We start from the raw sequence: 18,304 nt of genomic DNA, 5'->3' as shown, positions 1-18,304 counted from the left end.
GGAGGGGTATGGCGGATTTCGATCTCGACCTCCGGGAGGCGGAGGCACAACTCGATGATATGCCGAGCGACGAGGTGGTGTTGGGCGTGCTCAACGGTGAGACCGAGGACGCCGAATGGGTACAGTCGATCACGCAGGGGAATGTGCTCGTGCTCTCGGTGGAGGGCGATCTCAACGAGTTGGCCGCCGGCTTCGCCCGCGAGATCAAGGATATGGGCGGCGAACTCATGCATTTCCGGGAGTTTCTGATCATTACGCCGCCGGAAACCGCGATCAACACCGATCGACTCTGAGACGACGATGCGGCTTTCGATCGCAGCGACCGCCCGTGATTGCTGTTGTTGGCACGAGTTGGGGTCGACATGTGCCGCTGAGGCGGTGTTCAAATGAGAATAATCAATCAGGCGGGTCGGCTGACCGACCAGCCGACTTCCTGGTGGACTGGAAGGGCGAAACGCTCTCGACGAACCCGGCCGACGCAAGCACTGCAGTGAGCGAAGCGAACGAAGCGCGCAGCGAGGCCCGGGAGTTCTGCGAGCGAAGCGAGCAGAACCTCGAAAGACGAGCGTAGCGAGTCTTTCGGCGGTCGAGAGCGTTGAGGGCTTTCTACACCTGTTACGCTCAACGACTGCTCATCTGAACACTATCTCGCTGACGTGCTTGTGTTTATGTCGCCACACATCCAACAACAGGTATGCCGATGAAAGGAGCCGGCTCGGCCGACCTGCAGGTGATCGATCGCTTCGATGGCGGCGTCGGCTGGCTGGCCTATCCCGACGAGACGATGCAACGGGCGAGTCACGCCCTCGCAACACCGGACGGGATCTGGATCATCGATCCCGTTGACGCCGACGGCGTCGACGACCTCATCGCGGAACTCGGCGACGAGCACGACGAACCGAGCGAGGTCGCCGGCGTCGCCGTCTGTCTGGATCGCCACAAGCGCGATGCGGCGGCGATCGCCACCCGCCACGACGCTGCTGTCTTCGTGCCAACATGGATGTCCGGCGTTGCCGACGAGATCGACGCCCCGGTGAGCCGGTTTGCGGGCGAGCTCGGCGACTCCGGATTCGAGTCGTTCGTGATCCGGGATTCGTCGCTGCCGCCGTGGCAGGAGGTCGGCCTCTACAATCCCGACACTGGGACGATGGTCGTGCCTGAGTCTGTCGGGACAGCATCGTACTTCCTCGCCGGCGAGGAGCGACTCGGTGTCCACCCGATGCTCCGGCTGACACCTCCAACCGAACTCCGATCGCAGGGCCGACCCGAGCGAATCCTTGTCGGCCATGGGGCGGGGATTCACGAGGACGCCGCGGCCGCACTTGAGCGCGCGCTCACGTCGTCGCGGTCGAACACGCCCTCATTGTACGCAAAGACGCTGAAAGGGTTTCTCACCGGGTAACTCGTGGTACTCTATGCGACCGCCGGACTGCTCGATGTGCTCATCGAGTTTGCCACCGACCGCGAGCCACAACGGGCCAACGTCCCGCTGGCGGCGACGCCCGCGGGTGAGTTGACCGGCAGCGACGACCGCCTCGCCGACATCGACCCGGCGACATCGGTGCTGACACACTTCTACCTCCCCGACGCCGGCGGTGCGGTGAGTTCGGTCTTTGGGGTGGATCTCGGGACGCCCTCTGGCGGCGCGCAGGCCAGATTTGTCTCCCATCCGACCGGCCCGCTGGCGGTGACAAAGGAGGATGACCTGGCCGGCGCGGTGCTCGTGGCGGTACCGCCGTGGGCGGCCGATGAGATCCGCGCTTTCGACCGCCACGGCCGAGGGGTCGAGCTGGTCGGCCTCGATGCCGAGCCGCCGGTCGAGACGATCGAGTAGCTCCCCCGCGCAGCGACGATCGTCGCTACTCCAGGTAGCCGAGATCCCGAAGCTGATCGGTGACCTCGGCAAAGTCTTCCTCCGTTACTGTGCCGTCAGGTTCCTGTTGGATGACGATACTCCGCAGCAGGAATCGAACGAGATCGCTCGTCGAGGTGAAGCTTGTCCCTTCGATCGTCTCTTCAACACGGTTACCGAGCTCTTTTGGGATCGACACTGTGGTGTACTCAGCCATACCCGTCGTTCGACCAGCAAGCCGAATAAGTCCTCCTGTCGGCACCATGACGATGTCGCCGTCGAGCCACACGCCACGCCGCAGTCGAGCCACATGCCTACGACGCCGCTGTCGAGCCACACGCCTAAACCATCGGCGTGCTGAGGGTGGGTATGCACCGAGAGCAAGCGACGACAGCCGACGGCGACACCGTCTACATCGACCGGGAGGCGTCGGAACGCGGCTCGGTCGATCTCTTTCATCCGGTGTACTGTGACGCCGACGGCGAGAAGCGTTGGGGCTACTACTGTAACGCCTGCGGCGGCTTCGACAACGCGATGGATACGATGGGCCGGCTGGTCTGCAACAGCTGTTCGAACATCCGCAAACCCGACGAGTGGGACGCTGCCCACGAGTGAGCCACTAAGCGAGTACGCATCTGTATCGCCAGCATAGAACTGTGGGAAGCTTTATCATGGACTACGTACAATCTGAACGTGGATGGCCACTGTTACCATACCACCGGCTGAGGAGGCCCGAGACGTGTTCAAACGGCTCGGCTACGCGATCGAGGAGCGCGGCAGCGAGTTCGTCGCCGAGCGCAAATGGCGGCGCGTCCAGGTAACACCGTTGTGTGCCGACGACGCCAAGGCCCCCGACGAGATCGTCGACTACGGCGACGCCGGCGGCCCGCGACTCCGGTGTTTCGTCACCTGGATGGACTGTACTGAGGAGCTACAGTCGTATCTTCAGTCGGCAAAGCCACCCTACGATTGGGCGATCATCGGGATCGAGGGCGACGGCGAGTTTCAGGTCGTCCATCCCGAGCCGGGCACCGCCCCGATCTGACGCCGTGGCCGAAACTGTCGACGCGGTTCGACACACCGGAGCGATATGTTCTTTTTCGCCCGGCGGTGAGAACACCCAATGACGCTGGTCGTCGTCCCGGTTCGGTATCCGCTCAGTGAACACTCCGCCGCCACGCTGCGGGAGGCGATCACGATCAGCGACGACCGCGACGCCGAGCTGTCGATCCTCCACGTCGATCTCTATCAGAACAGCAACAACGTCACCCGAACCGACCTCAAGCGGGCGGTCGAGGCCGAGTTCGGCGAGCTCGACAACGCGCGGTATGTCGTCCGGCGCGGCTTTTTGCTCGAAGAGACGATCCTCGAAGAGATCGTCGGCGAGAATGCCGACCTCGTGGTGATCGGCTCCCGACAGGCCGGCCGGTGGCAACGTATGCTCCGGAAGCTGCGTGCCGATCCCGATATCGGCGATTTTCTCAAGGGCGAACTTGACTGTACGGTGATCACCGTCACCGCCGACGGCGTAACAAATCAGTGAGGTGACTGGGTTCGGCGGCTGATCCCAGCCCAATCTGGCGGCAGTGAAGACACGCTGACGGTGAAGACACGCTGACGGTGCGGGCGAGTGACGCGTTATTCGTTGCTGTCGATGCCTGCGGGCGCAACGTTGTTGCCGTCGCCGTCCGTAGGGTACTCGAATGGTGTCGACCTATCTCGGCTTTCATCTCGTGTTGACGCTGCCGCCGCTGTTGCTGTTGTGGCTGCTCGTGCCGGACTACGAGCCGCGGCGGCGGCGACGCGGCGCGGCCGGGTTGGCGATCCTCGTTGCGATCGCCTACGCATACACGACGCCGTGGGGCTCGTATATGATCCAGCGTGGAGCTTGGGCGTACGGCGAGGGCGTCGTCACTGCACGCCTGCTGTCGATTCCCGCTGGCGAGTACCTGTTTTTCGCCGTCCAGACGCTGACAGTCGGGTTTTATCTCTACTGGCGGGGCTTTGACCCAAGCTACGAGCCGGGGGATTTCGATCGCCGCCCGCGGATCGCCGGCGTCGTCGTCGGCGTGGCCCTCTTCGTCGGCGGGCTCTGGATGGTTTTCCAGCGGCCATCCTGGCTCTATCTCGGCGGGCTGCTCGCGTGGGTCGGCCCGGTTGTCGCCCTGCAGTGGGCTGTCGGCGGCGGCTATCTCGTCCGGCAGCCGCGGGCGTGGATCGAGGCCTCGCTCGTGCCGACCGTCTATCTCTGGGTTATCGATCGCTGGGCGATCGGTCGTGGGCTGTGGGTGCTTTCCGAGGAGTATACGACCGGGATCGCGCCGTTCGGCCTGCCGATCGAGGAGATCCTGTTTTTCCTCTCGGCCGGGGTGATGACCGTCACCGGGCTGGTGCTGTTTGAGTGGGTACTCGACTGGAACGATCAGCGGACGGCTGCGACCCAGCAGTAATCTCGGCCGCCGCGGTGACGTGGGGAGAGCCCCCTTCGAAATCCTTTTACAGCTTTCGGGTGGAGTACAGGCAACTAACCATGGACGTCACTATCGTCTCCGAGGAGGACAACCCCATGCTGCACCGCACGGATATCCGATTTGAAACCGTTCACGACGAGGCCACGCCCTCGCGGCTCTCGGTTCGTGACAGTCTCGCCGCCAAACTCGACAAGGACGCCGAGGAAGTCGTCGTCCACGAGCTCGATACCACCTTCGGGATGCGGAAAACGGTCGGCTACGCGAAGGTCTACGAGAGCCCGGAGCACGCCGCCGAGGTCGAACAGGAACACATGCTCGAACGCAACAAGATCGCCGAGGACGCCGACGCCCCCGACGCCGAGGAAGCCTAAGGCGACATGCGCGTGCTCGGCATTGAGGGCACCGCATGGGCCGCCAGCGCGGCCGTTTACGACGAATCCGACGAGTCGGTTTTCATCGAGTCGGATCCCTACCAACCGGAGAGCGGCGGCATTCACCCGCGTGAGGCCGCCGAGCACATGGGCGAGGCGATCCCGGCGGTTATCGACCGCGTGCTCGCCCACGCCGCTGAGACAACCGATAGCGACGCTGCCGACAGCACCGACAGCGACGCTGCCGACAGCACCGACAGCGACGCTGCCGACAGCACCGACAGCGACGCTGCCGACAGCACCGACAGCGACGCTGCCGACAGCACCGACAGCGACGCTGAAAGCGCAAACCGTTACGACATCGACTGTGTCGCCTTCTCTCAGGGGCCGGGTCTCGGCCCGTGTCTGCGGACAGTCGGCACCGCGGCGCGGGCGGCCGCCCAAGCACTCGACGTGCCGTTAGTCGGCGTCAACCACATGGTCGCCCATCTCGAAATCGGCCGCCATGAGTCGGACTTTGATTCGCCGGTCTGTCTGAACGCCTCCGGCGCGAACGCCCACCTGCTGGGGTATCATAACGGCCGCTACCGGATTCTGGGCGAGACGATGGATACCGGCGTCGGCAACGCCCTCGATAAGTTTACCCGCCATATCGGCTGGAGCCATCCCGGCGGCCCGAAAGTCGAGGAAGCCGCAAAAGACGGTGAGCTAATCGACCTCCCGTACGTCGTCAAAGGGATGGATTTCTCGTTTTCGGGCATCATGAGCGCGGCGAAAGACGCCGCCGACGAAGGTGAGGCGATCGAGGATATCTGCTTTTCGCTGCAAGAACACATCTTCGGGATGCTGACCGAGGTCGCCGAGCGCGCGCTGTCGCTGACAGGTACCGACGAACTCGTCCTCGGCGGTGGGGTCGGCCAAAACGCCCGCCTGCAATCGATGCTGGAGACCATGTGCGAGGAACGCGGCGCGACGTTCTACGCGCCCGACAATCGGTTTCTTCGTGATAATGCCGGGATGATCGCCGTGTTGGGGGCCAAACAGTTCGCCGCCGGCCAGACGCTCGCCATCGAGAACTCACAGGTCGATCCGAACTTTCGACCCGATGAGGTCGCTGTCGCGTGGCGCGAGAACGAAGCGTCGGTTGCCCGCGGTCACGGCGTTGAGAGCGCGGCCGCATCGCCATCGCGTCAGCGCGGCGCGGAAGCCATCGTCGACCCCGTTGGGCCGGCCGACGCCGCGTTCGATCTCCCCGGCCGAAGCGTTCGCAAACACCGGCTCTCGAAGTCCTACCGCCACCCCGATCTCGACGCGACGCTAACCCGCGAGCGGACGGCCGCCGAGGCGCGGCTGACCGCCGAGGCCCGCGCCGCCGGCGTCCCGACACCCCTTGTCTGGGATGTCGACCGCGAGCGCGCAACGATCCACCTCCAGCATGTCGGCGACGCCGACCTCGCCGAACGGCTGACCACGGAGGCGGTGGCGACAGCCGGTCGGCATCTCGCGGCGATCCACGACGCGGGGCTCGTCCACGGGGATCCAACGACCCGGAACATCCGTGTCGGCGACCGGGTCTGGCTGATCGATTTTGGCCTCGGTTTTCATACGGGCCACATCGAGGATCACGCGATGGATCTCCACGTCCTCCGGCAGAGCATCGCCGCGACCGCCGACGACCCTGACTCGCTGCTCGAAGCCGTCATCGACGGCTACACCGCGGCCGGCGACCCCGCGGTCGTCGACCGGCTGGTAACGGTCGCTGATCGCGGTCGCTACCAGTAGATCGGTCGCCGCGGATCGCCGTGAGTTGTCGATCTGTCAGCCGATAAAGGCGAATTTTCATTACGGTGAGGCGACTATCCAAGGGCATGGGAAAGAAATCAGAGTCTGGAACGCTGTTTGGCATCCCGTATAACTTCGAACGCCCCTCCATCGGCCGGCTGCTGTCGTCCCACTGGCAATCCGACGAGGGGATGCTCGTCGAGAAACCCTTTGGTATCGGTTACACGCTGAACCTCGCCAGCTGGCGGTCGTGGGTCGCCCTTGGCGTCGCCGGCGCGCTGCTCTACCAGGAGCGTAGCGGCGGCAGCGACGACAGCGAGGATATCGATATCGACGACGACGGTGACGACGAGCCGGTCGAGGTCATCGTCGAGGACTAATCGGATCGACGCCTCTTTTCGCGCCGCGACGAACCACCAGCTATGCTGCAGTATGTGACGACCAACCCCGGCAAGCTCCGGGAGGCCCGAAGCTACCTTGGCGAGGCGACGATCGACGACTACGACTACGACTACCCGGAGATCCAGGCCCCGACGCTGGAGCCGATCGCGGCCGCGGGTGCCCGCGACGCCTACCGCGAGGTCGGCGAGCCGGTCATCGTCGACGACGCTGGGCTCTTCATCGACGCCTTCGACGGCTTTCCGGGGCCGTACTCCTCGTTTGTCGAACACACGATCGGCGTCGACCGAGTCTGGGAGCTGGCCGAGCCGCTGGCCGATCGGGGTGCCGCGTTCCGCTGTGTGTTGGCCTACTGCGACGGTGAGCCCGTCGACGATCCGGCCGACGACGGCGACCTCCCGGTTCGGTGTTTCACCGGCGTCGTCGACGGTGAGATCGTCGCGCCACGGGGCTCGGGTGGCTTCGGCTACGATCCGATCTTCGAACACGACGGCGCGACGTTCGCGGAACTCTCCTCCGAGGAAAAAAACGAGGTTTCCCACCGCGGGCGCGCGCTCGAATCCTTCGCCGCGTGGTACAGCGATCGATAGCCACGTAGTACAGCGACCAATAGCTGCGTGAGCCAGCGATCGGTAGCTGCGTGGTACAGCGATCGGTAGCTACCCGCCGCGAGGCTCCCGATCCGGGCCGCCGTAGGGATCGTTATCGACAGTTTCGTACAGACTCTCTGGATCGAACAGGTGTGCGAACGCCGCCGGTGAGCGCACGCTGACCGACACCCGTTGGTTGAGTGCCGCGCCGGCCTGTGAGTCGGTGAGGGTCTCGTCGAACGACAGCAGATGCATCGCGCCACCGCGGTAGGCCGACGCGAGCGCGGGATGGTCGCCCGGCGGGTGGACAACCGGCTCGCGCCAGGTCTCGATCGCGGCTCGCCAGTCGGCCGCCAGCCCGCTGTCGGCGACCGCTTCGATGACGGCTTCGGCGTCGGCGAGCAGGTCGTCGCTGGCGACAAGCGTCGTCCAGGAGTGCTGCCACAGTACGTCGAGGGCGGTTCTGGCGTCGCTGTCGCCCAGCAGATCGGCCACGAGCACGTCGGCGTCGACGACGACGCGTGTCGGCTGTGGCTCGCGTGGCTCGGTCGGTGTGGGCGAATCGGTTGCCTCGTCTTTTGCGGTCGGCTCCCCATCATCCCGGTGCGAGGAGAGCGCGGTGTCGATGGCCGCACGATCGGCCGTCGGCGCGCGATCGAACAGCCCCGGCCAGTTCATACCCGGCGTTGCGGCGCGATCCACAAGAGCGTTCGCAGTCGGTTACTCGCCGAGGAGGATCGCGGTAACCTCGTCGACGGCGTCGCGCTCGACGACGAGTGCCAGCCGGTCGCCGGCCTCGATGGTCGTCGACGGCAGCGGGATCGTCATCGGATCGCGTTTGTGGCCGTGGGCGTAGAGCCGTGCGGTCTCCGGCAGCTCGATCTCCGAGACCCGCTGGCCGACGATCGGGGCGTCGTCGTCGACGGTGACCGTCGTCAGCTGGAGGGCTTCGGTCAGATCGCCGATCGCGTTGAGACTGCCGCCGAGCAACGCGGTTTTCGCGCCGGCCGCGCCGAGCCGCTGGGGGTAGATGACATCGTCGGCGGCCGCGGCGTACTCCTCGTATTTCTCGCTGCTCACATCCTCGCTGATCCGCAGGACGGTTCGACAGCCGTACTCCTGGCCGAGCAGGCAGATCTTGTGGTTGACCGCCACGTCGCCGGTGATCCCGCCGATGGCGTCGGCGTCGGCGATGCCAGCCTCCTGTAACACCGCCTCGTCGGCCCCGTCGCCGTGAACCACGGTCAGTCCTGTCTCGCGAGCGCGATCGACCTTCTCGCGGTCGTTGTCGACAACGACGACATCGTAGCCTTCCTCGGCTAACACCCGGGCCGTGCGGGCTCCGACCCGGCCGTAGCCAACGACAATGATTCGCATACGATATCGTATGTGGGTCGCTGACAAAAAGATGTGTTCCCCGCGGGGTCGCTGGCGGTTCAACTGTCAGGGTTGTTGGCGGTTTAGTTGTCGGAGTCGACCAGCCACTTTTGGCTGAAATCGGTACCGCAGGCACAGTGGGCGTAGGCGTGGATCACATCTCCCTCGGCGTAGAGGCCGCCGACCTCCTGGTTTTCGGCCTCGGCGAACGCGAAGACGAACTCGATGTGGTGGTCGTCAGCTGGTGCTTCCTCCCCATCGGGACACGCCCCGCCGGCGAGGCGGTCGTCGATCTCGCCGGTACGATCCATCGCCTGTTTAGCGAACGCCATCGGATCGAGCCCGGTGCTGTCGGCGAAGGCCTCCCGGCCTGTCTCGCCGGGGACGACGAGTACGACGCCACCATCGACGTCGATGCCGGCGGTTGACAGCGGGTGGTCGCCATCGAAGAAGGAATCGGCGACATAGATCGCCACATCATCAAGTCGGTCGCCGGCGAGAAACGCGGTGAGATCGTCCATACCCGCCGTGGTGACGCCACGCATTTAGGGATATCCACTCGGTCGGGTCGCCACAGCCCCGTGGCTCAGTGGTTGTCGTCGTCGATCGAATTAGCGATCGTCGCCGCGTGACTCAGCTGTCGCCGTCGAGCGATTCGGCGATCGACTGCAAGGAGTCTCGTGGTTCGTGCTTGACGGTGTAGACGGCGCGGTCCCCCGGCGCGCGCAGCCCGTATCGCTCGCCGTCGACGATCACATCACAGATGACGCTGTCGCCGATCTCACGGTCGAGTTCTCGGAGCCACCTACCGAGTCGGTTGGTGCCCGCGCCGGTTGTGCGAGCCTGTTTGCGGGTCTCATAGGCACCGTACAGCAGTCGCCCGCTGTCGTCGCCAGCAACGGTCGCGTAGTATTCCGTGCCGTCGATAACGATCGTGACTCGATCGTCGACAGCGACCGCCTCGGCGACGGCTGCCGGGAGTTCAAGACAGGGGGTGCGGCTGCCGCCGCGGCGGACGATCGTCGCCCGGTAGGAGTCGACCGCGTCGCTGTCGCTCGGAAGCCGCGTCGACATCAAGAGGGTTAGGCGTCCTCTTTCTCGTCGTCGCTGTCGGCCGCCTCGTCGTCAGCGGCTTCCTCGGCGTCGTCGGCATCAGCGTCGTCAGCGTCGGCCTCGCTTTCCTCGTCGGCTTCCTCAGCGTCCTCGGCGTCCGCGTCCTCACTATCGGCGTCTTCGTCCTCGGCATCTTCGGCGTCAGCTGCTTCGTCCTCATCGGCGTCAGCTTCCTCATCCTCGTCAGGCTCCGGCTCCTCAAGGCCGAGGGCGACACGGACGTTGTCGTCGCTGTCGACGATCGTCGCGTTGACCTGAGCGGTTGCCTCGGAGATCTGGCGGCCGCGGACGGTGATCCGCTTGCGCTCGCCGTTGCGGCTCGGGTTGAAGCCGACGCCGCCCTCAAGCAGTCGTTCGCGGATCTGTGCGCCCGGGACATCCTCCCGCATCGGTCGGCCCGTCTCGTCGGAGCCGCCGGTGAGTTCGAGGGTGTACGAATCGAGGCCGACCGCGCCGCCGTCGACCTCCTCGCCGAGCTCGCGGCCGAGGAACCGGTTGGCGTCCTGTCCGTCGACCTCGTGTTGATACGTCTGCCCGTCGCGGGGGTCAGCGACGGCGACTTGGAATTCTGCCATACCATCCTGTGTTCGGTCGCCGATAAAAAGCACGTCGAAACCAGCCGCCGGCCACCGGCGGTTAGTAATCGTTATACACCGGACGTACGTTGCCCGAAATATGCAACGACGCGCTGTGGCCGTCTATGTCGCGTTATTCGTGCTCATCGGTGTGGCGTCGTACACGCTGATGGTAACAGCCGAGCAACCACAAGTAACGGTCGACAACCCGGATTTCCAGCTGTCGTCGGGTGAGGAGTTCACCGTTGGCGGACAGACCTACACCGCGGCGACGATCGAGGAGGGTGACGACGGCACCGTCACCGGCACCGTCGAGTGGACGGTGACCGGCGTCGAAAACACCGACGAGTGGGCCGAGGGCGACACCGTCACTGTCGATGAGCGGGAGTGGACGGTTGTCAGTGCCAGCTCCTCGACGGTGACCGTCGAGGAAGTCATCGACCGAACGGCGATCCTCGAATCCGATCCCGCCGCCGACAACACGACCTACTCGGGTGATGACGGCGAGTTCGTGCTCGTTGACGACGAGCGCGTCCCGGCCGAGGAATACTTCGAGCCGTCGATCGCCACCGTCACATTCAGCCAAGGGGAGTCGATCCCCTACGATGGCCAGCAGGTGACGATCGACTCGATCGAAAACGGGAGCGTCGGCCTCTCGTGGACGACCGACGAGTCCAACAGCCAGCAGCTGGAGGCTGGCGGTACGCTCACACTCGCCGACAACAGCACATACACCGCCTACTTCATCGGATCGAACACACTTGAGCTGACGAGCGACGACGAGGCCTACGCGGCGGCCGTCGCCGAACAGGAAGCGTTCTCCCAGCGCGTCACCGGGCTGCGGTGGGTGACGTTTACCGCGGGCTTCATCTCGATGCTTCTGATCGCCTTCGCGTTCCTCCCCTCGCGGTACTAGCGTCGCGCTGCCGGCGGGGCTTTTGTTGCAGCTGTGTCTGTTGACGACGATCCAGCCACACTACCGAGTGCTTCGTGGCGAGGGATCTATGATGTCGACACATATGCAGGAAGTATTTATTCCGGCTCTGGTAACGAGAGGATATGGAACCGGGCGAGTACGTTGTTGACACCGACGACGACGATCCAGATCTCGCGGTCGTTGTCTCCAATCAGGAGGAACCGATCAGCGAAGTCACCGTCTCGGATCCGGACTCGGATCGAACGGTCGCCGCGGACAACCCGGAGTATGATCCGTCTGACCCCGCGGTCACCGTCGCGTTCGTCGAATCCGGACTCAACCGCCGGTGGCCCGACTGGACGGAGGCCTCACCCGCGGAGCTCTACGATGGGGCGACCGATCACGACGTGAAGCTCTACACCTTCCCCGCGGCCAGACTGCGGACGCTGACCGGCCAGCAGGCGGCGGTCATGCTCGCCGAGGAGACGGTCGATCTGACGGCACTCGAAGAACGGCTTGAGGAGGCCGGCTGGAACGTCGAGCCGGGCGAACAGCTGATCACCGTCACCAAACACGACGAGGAGTATCGGATCTACAAAACGGGCGACGTTGATGGCACCGGACAGCTCCGAACCCCACTGACCAATCTGGTTGAGGAGTACAGCACCTAACGGCGGTGTGGCCTGCCGTACGGCAACAGCCCCTCTCGCTGGTGGTGTCGTTAGGTTCAAGAGACTGGCCGAACCTCTTGAACCAACTCAATGGAGATCCCCGAGCAACTCGCCTGTCTGTACACCGCAGAACTAACCGAAACCGAGGAGGGCTACAGCTTCAGTGTGCCGGCTTCGGAGGTCGAACAGGGTTCGATCACCCCGGGAGAGACCCTGCGCGTTGCCGTGTTGGCGAAATCCGACGGCACGACCGACACACGCACGCCAACCGAGACTTCCGAGGCGACCCCCCAGCGTGATGATCCCACGCCGTCACAGCCGGAGCCGCCGGTCAGCGAGGGCGAAACCCGCGTCGTTGAGATCGAGGATGTCGGCGACCAAGGCGACGGGATTACCCGTGTCGAACGCGGCTACGTGGTGATCGTCCCCGAAACTGACGAGGGCGAAACCGTCGAGATCCGCATCGAGACGGTACAACCAAACGTCGCATTCGGCACCGTGATCGACCGGCTTGATCACGCTGAGTAGGCGTGCTGTCTGTTGCGTGTTGAGTAGGGCTTGCTATCTGTTGCGTGTTGAGTAGGGCTTGCTATCTGTTGCGTGTTGAGTAGGGCTTGCTATCTGTTGCGTGTCGAGTGAGTCGCTGTTTGTCGAGTCTTGTACGCACGGCTGAGTATGAGGAACTACCACCGAACTCGCCATCCAGTAGCACTTTCGGTAACGGCTCTATATACTGCTATTGTGGTGTATCATGCGCCAATATCTGCACATATCTTTTCGTACGGATATTATAAGTGAATAAGTAAATATTTCGTTCAGAGTGAGGTGATGGCAGATCAAACACGTCGACGCGTGCTGCAGAGTACCGGTGTGGCACTGACAGCTGGTCTCGCGGGCTGTAGCTCAGATAGTTCCGGTGGCAGTTCCGACGGGAGTTCCGGTGACGGTGCTGATGGTGGGTCGTCGGGAGCCGACTACGAGCCGGTGAGCTTTCTTGAGACGCCGGGCGAAACGCCGGGAGATACCGAGGAGATGTGGGAACCGTTCAGAGAACATGTTCGCTCAACCGTTCCCGACGCGCCGTTCAACGTTGACTTTGCGGACAACACCTCAGCTATCGGCCAAGCCCTGATCAACAACCAAGCTGAGATGACCCGCAGCGACATCGTCCTGCTTGCGAATCCGGATCAGATCGATGTCGTCGGCATCGTCGAAGAAGGCGGCGCGTCGGTGTATTTCTCGGCACTTGCCACGCTTCCCGATTCCGACATCGAGGAGACCGCCGACATCGAGGGAAAAACGATCGCGTTTGCGGATCGACCATCGACCAGCGGCTCGCTGTACCCCAACTACATGCTGAACCAAGCCGGGCTTGACACCGGTGAGGCACCGTACGGCGATCCGGTCGATTACAACGGCGAGTGGACGGGGAGCCACCGAAACGCCGTGCAGACGCTGATCAATCGGGACGATGTCGTCGCCTGTGGCTGCGATATCGCGGTGCTGCTGAACCACATCCCGGAGGATCAGTGGCCGGATCGCGTCCGCGAGGGTTCCGGACGGTGGGACGACGAGGTTGGGACGGAGTCGCCCGAACTGCAGCTGGTCGAGGCATCAACATCACTGCCCTTCTCCCCGATCATCGCGCGCAGCAACTGGGAGCATCCGCTGCGGTCAGATATCGAAGATGCGATCGTCGGTATCGATGACGGCACGCTCCGCGAGCCCGATGGCGAGGTTGAGAATCCACTGACCGCGGTAACGGAGGCCAGCATCGACGACTATCAGCCGGTTATCGACGTGATCGACACGCTCAACGTCGATCTGGGCCAGCTCTAACGACCGATGGTACTCCGTGTCGAGAACCTGACGAAGCGATACAGCGAGACGACAGCCCTCTCGGAGGTCTCCTTCGAGATCCCGGACGGAACCTTCGCCGTCGTCCTCGGCGAATCCGGGGCCGGCAAATCGACGCTGTTGCGCATCCTCAACGGGCTGACCGAGCCAACGTCTGGGGGTGTCTACATCGACGACGAGGAGATCACCAACTCGCGGTCGGATGTCGGGATGGTGTTTCAGCAGCACAACCTCGTCGAGGAGCTGAGTGCCTACAGCAACGCCCTCACCGGGACGCTCAACAGAACCGGGTTTTTCCGGAGCCTGCTCAGCCGCCAGCCTGCTGAGGAGAAGGAACTCGCACTGGAGGCTCTGGAGACGGTCGGCCTGCTTGATGAGGCCGGCCAGACGGTACGCAGTATGAGCGGTGGCCAACAGCAGCGGGTCGGTATCGCTCGCGCGCTGGTTCAGCAACCCGAGCTCCTGCTCGCCGACGAACCGGTAGCTAGCCTCGATCCATCGAGTGCGGAGACGGTGATGGCGTACCTCCGCGAGACGGCTAAGACGCGAGATCTCACGACGCTTGCAAGCCTCCATCAGGTCAACATCGCCCGCGAGTTCGGCGAGCAGTTCATCGGCCTCAAGCAGGGGCGAGTGGTGTTTACCGGCTCCCGCGAGGAGCTGACGACCGATGTTCTCGAAGAGATCTACGGCCACATTGAAACCGAGGAGCTCCGCGAGGAACCCGATCCGGAGGCGGTGATCGACACTGCTCCGGAGGAAACGCCAGGCATCGGGGCCAAGCCATGAGTGCTGATTCCGATTCGGTTGTCGGGCGATTTCTCAAAGGTGTTATCCGCGGTGACGACGCCGACTCAGCTGTCAGACAGCGGCATACCGCGCTCAAACGCACGCGGCTGCTGCGCCGGCTCTCGCAGTTTGCCCTGCTCGTCGTCATCGGGATCTTGTTGGTTGGCTCGCTCGTGATGGTCGGCTTCTGGCGGGAAGAGTGGATTCAGTACTGGCCGGAGTTCACCGACGCGCTCACACAGTATTTCCCGCCCGAACTCTACTTCGGCTTTCTGCCTGCTGTCGATGTCGGTCGATACTACCAGTTTTGGGTCGAAGCCGGACTGGTCGGGGAGGCCGGCATCACGCTGGCGATCGCGCTTGCGGGGACGATCTTGGGCGCGCCGCTGGCCCTGCTGTTCGGGATTCTCGGCAACGAGCGTGTCACGCCGTTCCCGATCAACTTCCTCTTCCGTGGGGTTATGAGCATCATTCGCTCGATCCCGTCGCTCGTCTGGGCGCTGATCTACGTGCCGCTGGGCGGTATTTCCCCGGTGACCGCGACGCTGGCCATCGGCACCGACACCATCGGCGAGTTGGGACGGCTCCTCACCGATGAACTTGAAGAGATCGACGACGGCCCCATCGAGGGGATCAGCAGCACCGGCGCCGACAAACCACAGGTGATCACCTTCGGGATGATCACTCAGATCGTGCGGCCGTTCATCGCGTGGTCGATGTTTATCCTCGAAAACAACGTCCGGTCGGCGGTGGGGCTCGGCATCATCGGGGCTGGTGGTCTCGGCGTCACGCTGTCGATCGAGCAGCAAACGTTCAAGTTTACGAATATGATGGCGACGATCCTGTTTATCGTCTTGTTGGTACTCTCTGTTGAGATGATCAGCCAGCGAACGCGCTCGTATCTCCGCGGCGGCGACGACGATGAAGGGTTGAGCCTCTATGATCGCATTGTTGGATTGCCGGAGCGGCTGTCGAAATCACTCTTCTAACCTGTGTGAGTATCTTTTCTTCTCCGGATCAAACAGACAGTCTAGTCAGTGTTACAGTGTTGTCGTCGGATGTAAAGGAAATATCCGAAGCCTAACTTGGACCTTGAGCAGTCGAACCTAGGAGTCTGTTAATAGAATCTTACATTGAGTATAGTGGCCGAACCAGATTATTCTTTGTCTCCTGCCTACGTCCATTCATAACACGGAACAATGCAAATTTTTATTCAAACAATGGTAAAATTAGAATACACTTGTCCAACTTTGTAATAATATACTGATTGTGCGAATGTGAAAGTGTTAGTCCCCGCAAGACGGCTAGCTGAGATAGCATTAATCAACCAGCACAATTCGTAACCAGCGTCACGGATGCCTTGATAGATTTATTGCGGGGATAGCCATAGAGGCCATCGGGTGTGGCGACACCCCAGTCTGCAAGTGAGAGATCGCAGACTTGCATTGAACCAAGAACTTCATAGAAAAATTGATCTTGAATTTCTCCTGATCTTCATTCTATTTCATGCTCTCCCGTTTCTGCTGAGTAGCAGTACCAGAATCAATACAATTTAACCATCCTATTGATACCAAACTAACAGATGATTGCCCAAGTGAGACCGCCCGGGTTGGCAGGTCAACTCATCATCTTTTTGTATTTGCTTATCCCGGGCTATGTCGCCTTCCGGGCATATATCTGGGCAAATGTGGCTCAAGATCGAACGACACGACTCACCAAATTGGTTCTAATGGCAATCGGTGGGTATGCTTCTCTGGCAGGAATCTCACTACTCCGACAGACAATACTCCCAGATGTTGTTCAACTGATTCCCTCATATGATATCGTTTCGAAGGTAGCAATTACCGGGGCGTTATCGGTCGAGACGATTTCTCGTCTGACAATCCTCGAGTCTACGAATCTGATTATTTCTCAGACCGTGCTCGCCACTGGACTGGGAGTGTTATTCGGAATGATTCAATACGTATTCATCGATCAGGATAATCGCCAGAGAAAATATCTAATGCAACCTTGGGACGAGCTGGTAGAGAAGGTGTCCCCTGACGACCGGATTACCGTGGTTACTTGCAACGGTGATAAAATCACAGGAGAATTCGAACAGATAGGCAACAGCCTTGAAAATAAGGATCTCCTTATACAAGGTCCTCGCAAATTGGATGAAGAAACACCTGATGTGGAGAAACTAGGTGAGATGTCGTACCACGGTCAGCAAGACATTTCGAGAATAATTGTCCACGATCAGTATCTTGATAAAGAGCGTGGCTGGCTAAACGACAAATACATGGTATTTCTTCAGAATCTCGTAAACGCGAAAGAAAGGGCGTCACATTCTCTGCTCGGGCCTGATTCGGATTTAGAGAACCGCCCGTATTCATCTGAAGACGATGACTCAGATGTCGGTTCTAATATTCGCCTCGGTGGGAACAGAATCAATGAAAAAGAGACTGAAAGAGATGAAGGAGAGGAGGAAGATGAAGGAGAGGAGGAAGATGAAGGAGAGGAGGAAGATGAAGGAGAGGAGGAAGATGAAGGAGATGAAGAAGGGGAAATCCCTGTAATCAATATTGGTAAACGCTGTTATTCTCGTATTCGGGATATTTGTCGTAAATGTATTCCACTAGATCACGAATAGACTTGTCCTCATGTTTCCGCACTAATTCCTCGGCCGCGTCAAAGATTTCGCCGATATCATCATCATCAGCGAGTTCTTCTACCTCATCCAGCCACTGATCGTTAAGTATGTAATCGTATCGAACATTGCCTGAGAACGTGGCCTTTTGATTGATATCGACTACATCATTTTCTTGCAGCCTCTCGGTGTCCTTGAGAAGAAGCTTGGAGAATGGCCCGTAATCGTACTTTTTGAAATCGTAGGCCTTGAATTGCTCTCCGAGTATCTCTTTATCGAGAAGGAACGCAAGCTTCTGGAGACGCGTCTTCCCCTTGATTTCGTGTCCCGACGCATGGAGCAACGCGAGCGGAATCAATTGCTCCCGTGAGATCTCCAGTTCTTTGCTCATAGACGAGCACTCCTCTAAATTATAATTAGTCCTACCAAGGTAAAATGATTTTGTGTGAGGTGCCGGTCAAGAGCGACTTGAGGAATACATCTCCGGGGAGATGTGGTCGCGCCCCAGCCATATGATTTCCATTCAGGCTTTCCGGAGGCTGTGATGATAATCAAGACGTTCATCGGGACGCTCTTGATTGTTCTCCTCAGTTACGTGCTGGGCAACCGCAAGCAAGGCTGACTAACTTGGATTTGACCTATACAATCCTGCCCTTTTTTCAATAGGTCACTGAACGCCAATGTGAAGCACGTTATTGGTGAATCAGAGGACGGTGCGGACGATTTGCGCTATCTATCTCGCACTACACTCAATACTATACTGTCAATCTACTCTTCGGGCCAAATCATTAGAATGCGACCCAATGAGGTAACGAAATAGAATATCTAAGGAGGGATGTAGTTGTATATCTCCACTGTTGGGTATCTCAATAAATCGAGTTAGATGCGGAAATCACGGGAGAGAAATATCGT

Annotated in this window: 24 protein-coding genes and 1 pseudogene; 18 read left to right on the top strand and 7 right to left on the bottom strand. The window is 61.1% G+C overall.

Features of this window, described 5'->3' with window-relative positions:
• Positions 1–8 precede the first annotated feature (8 nt).
• From EWF95_RS01510 to EWF95_RS01500, 3 genes are all read left to right on the top strand, one after another.
• Positions 9–293, top strand: a complete 285-nt coding sequence (locus EWF95_RS01510; protein WP_142442215.1) for a DUF5779 family protein — start codon at positions 9–11, stop codon at positions 291–293.
• Positions 294–694: 401 nt separating this feature from the next.
• Entirely contained in the window at positions 695–1,402 is a 708-nt protein-coding gene (locus EWF95_RS01505; RefSeq protein ID WP_185911664.1) for a hypothetical protein, read from the top strand.
• A gap of 3 nt (positions 1,403–1,405) precedes the next feature.
• Positions 1,406–1,834: a hypothetical protein gene (locus EWF95_RS01500; protein ID WP_142442214.1), complete on the top strand. Its 429-nt coding sequence runs from the start codon at positions 1,406–1,408 to the stop codon at positions 1,832–1,834.
• 25 nt (positions 1,835–1,859) lie between these two features.
• Here EWF95_RS01500 and EWF95_RS01495 read toward each other — a convergent pair whose 3' ends face one another.
• Positions 1,860–2,069 (bottom strand): ribbon-helix-helix domain-containing protein, encoded by a 210-nt coding sequence (locus tag EWF95_RS01495; RefSeq protein WP_142442213.1) that lies wholly within the window; start codon positions 2,067–2,069, stop codon positions 1,860–1,862.
• 152 nt (positions 2,070–2,221) lie between these two features.
• Between EWF95_RS01495 and EWF95_RS01490 the strand changes: the two genes are divergently transcribed.
• From EWF95_RS01490 to rdgB, 8 genes are all read left to right on the top strand, one after another.
• Entirely contained in the window at positions 2,222–2,467 is a 246-nt protein-coding gene (locus EWF95_RS01490) for a DUF5816 domain-containing protein (RefSeq protein ID WP_142442212.1), read from the top strand.
• An 82-nt stretch (positions 2,468–2,549) separates the two neighbouring features.
• Positions 2,550–2,897 carry a DUF7116 family protein gene (locus EWF95_RS01485; RefSeq protein ID WP_142442211.1) on the top strand — a complete coding sequence of 116 codons (348 nt, stop codon included), beginning with the start codon at positions 2,550–2,552 and terminating at the stop codon, positions 2,895–2,897.
• A 78-nt stretch (positions 2,898–2,975) separates the two neighbouring features.
• Positions 2,976–3,395 carry a universal stress protein gene (locus tag EWF95_RS01480; RefSeq protein ID WP_142442210.1) on the top strand — a complete coding sequence of 140 codons (420 nt, stop codon included), beginning with the start codon at positions 2,976–2,978 and terminating at the stop codon, positions 3,393–3,395.
• 160 nt (positions 3,396–3,555) lie between these two features.
• Positions 3,556–4,302, top strand: coding sequence for a lycopene cyclase domain-containing protein (locus EWF95_RS01475; protein ID WP_142442209.1), 747 nt, complete (start codon positions 3,556–3,558; stop codon positions 4,300–4,302).
• An 80-nt stretch (positions 4,303–4,382) separates the two neighbouring features.
• Entirely contained in the window at positions 4,383–4,694 is a 312-nt protein-coding gene (locus EWF95_RS01470; protein ID WP_142442208.1) for a 30S ribosomal protein S24e, read from the top strand.
• 6 nt (positions 4,695–4,700) lie between these two features.
• Complete coding sequence (locus EWF95_RS01465; protein ID WP_142442207.1) at positions 4,701–6,476, top strand: bifunctional N(6)-L-threonylcarbamoyladenine synthase/serine/threonine protein kinase; 1,776 nt, start codon at positions 4,701–4,703, stop codon at positions 6,474–6,476.
• A gap of 86 nt (positions 6,477–6,562) precedes the next feature.
• The gene (locus tag EWF95_RS01460) at positions 6,563–6,856 is read left to right on the top strand and encodes a DUF5808 domain-containing protein (protein WP_142442206.1); all 294 of its coding nucleotides are present in this window, start codon (positions 6,563–6,565) and stop codon (positions 6,854–6,856) included.
• Between the two features lie 42 nt (positions 6,857–6,898).
• Entirely contained in the window at positions 6,899–7,465 is a 567-nt protein-coding gene (gene rdgB / locus EWF95_RS01455) for an RdgB/HAM1 family non-canonical purine NTP pyrophosphatase (protein WP_142442205.1), read from the top strand.
• Between the two features lie 69 nt (positions 7,466–7,534).
• On the opposite strand, the gene EWF95_RS01450 is transcribed toward rdgB, so the two are convergent.
• The 5 genes and pseudogenes from EWF95_RS01450 to EWF95_RS01430 form a co-directional block, all read right to left on the bottom strand.
• A complete protein-coding gene (locus EWF95_RS01450) occupies positions 7,535–8,143 on the bottom strand; it encodes a DUF7384 family protein (protein WP_246055607.1) in 609 nt (202 codons plus the stop codon).
• Positions 8,144–8,185: 42 nt separating this feature from the next.
• On the bottom strand, positions 8,186–8,842 hold the full coding sequence (locus tag EWF95_RS01445) for a potassium channel family protein (RefSeq protein WP_142442204.1): 657 nt from the start codon (positions 8,840–8,842) through the stop codon (positions 8,186–8,188).
• An 83-nt stretch (positions 8,843–8,925) separates the two neighbouring features.
• Positions 8,926–9,363 (bottom strand): DUF5807 family protein, encoded by a 438-nt coding sequence (locus EWF95_RS01440; RefSeq protein WP_142442203.1) that lies wholly within the window; start codon positions 9,361–9,363, stop codon positions 8,926–8,928.
• A 112-nt stretch (positions 9,364–9,475) separates the two neighbouring features.
• The gene (locus EWF95_RS01435; protein WP_142442202.1) at positions 9,476–9,916 is read right to left on the bottom strand and encodes a DUF7112 family protein; all 441 of its coding nucleotides are present in this window, start codon (positions 9,914–9,916) and stop codon (positions 9,476–9,478) included.
• A 209-nt stretch (positions 9,917–10,125) separates the two neighbouring features.
• Positions 10,126–10,530, bottom strand: a pseudogene (locus tag EWF95_RS01430) (30S ribosomal protein S6e); the annotation flags it as partial.
• Positions 10,531–10,630: 100 nt separating this feature from the next.
• Here EWF95_RS01430 and EWF95_RS01425 point away from each other — a divergent pair.
• From EWF95_RS01425 to EWF95_RS01395, 7 genes are all read left to right on the top strand, one after another.
• Positions 10,631–11,446, top strand: coding sequence for a hypothetical protein (locus EWF95_RS01425; protein WP_142442200.1), 816 nt, complete (start codon positions 10,631–10,633; stop codon positions 11,444–11,446).
• A 143-nt stretch (positions 11,447–11,589) separates the two neighbouring features.
• Positions 11,590–12,117 carry a hypothetical protein gene (locus EWF95_RS01420; RefSeq protein ID WP_142442199.1) on the top strand — a complete coding sequence of 176 codons (528 nt, stop codon included), beginning with the start codon at positions 11,590–11,592 and terminating at the stop codon, positions 12,115–12,117.
• A gap of 90 nt (positions 12,118–12,207) precedes the next feature.
• Positions 12,208–12,645, top strand: coding sequence for a TRAM domain-containing protein (locus EWF95_RS01415; protein WP_142442198.1), 438 nt, complete (start codon positions 12,208–12,210; stop codon positions 12,643–12,645).
• A 300-nt stretch (positions 12,646–12,945) separates the two neighbouring features.
• The gene (locus EWF95_RS01410) at positions 12,946–13,956 is read left to right on the top strand and encodes a PhnD/SsuA/transferrin family substrate-binding protein (RefSeq protein ID WP_142442197.1); all 1,011 of its coding nucleotides are present in this window, start codon (positions 12,946–12,948) and stop codon (positions 13,954–13,956) included.
• Positions 13,957–13,962: 6 nt separating this feature from the next.
• Positions 13,963–14,763, top strand: a complete 801-nt coding sequence (phnC, locus tag EWF95_RS01405) for a phosphonate ABC transporter ATP-binding protein (protein ID WP_142442196.1) — start codon at positions 13,963–13,965, stop codon at positions 14,761–14,763.
• Positions 14,760–15,752 (top strand): phosphonate ABC transporter, permease protein PhnE, encoded by a 993-nt coding sequence (phnE, locus tag EWF95_RS01400; protein ID WP_142442195.1) that lies wholly within the window; start codon positions 14,760–14,762, stop codon positions 15,750–15,752. The genes phnC and phnE overlap by 4 nt, the downstream gene beginning before the upstream one ends.
• A gap of 740 nt (positions 15,753–16,492) precedes the next feature.
• Positions 16,493–17,395, top strand: a complete 903-nt coding sequence (locus EWF95_RS01395; RefSeq protein WP_142442194.1) for a hypothetical protein — start codon at positions 16,493–16,495, stop codon at positions 17,393–17,395.
• On the opposite strand, the gene EWF95_RS01390 is transcribed toward EWF95_RS01395, so the two are convergent.
• Positions 17,322–17,783: a hypothetical protein gene (locus EWF95_RS01390; RefSeq protein ID WP_142442193.1), complete on the bottom strand. Its 462-nt coding sequence runs from the start codon at positions 17,781–17,783 to the stop codon at positions 17,322–17,324. The two genes, EWF95_RS01395 and EWF95_RS01390, sit on opposite strands and share 74 nt — an antisense overlap.
• Positions 17,784–18,304: the final 521 nt, after the last annotated feature.

It is taken from the genome of Halonotius roseus (assembly GCF_006861655.1).
In the GTDB taxonomy this organism is placed as follows: Archaea; Halobacteriota; Halobacteria; order Halobacteriales; family Haloferacaceae; genus Halonotius; species Halonotius roseus.
Note: the sequence above shows the minus strand (reverse complement) of the source record. Positions and strands in the feature narration are given on the sequence as shown.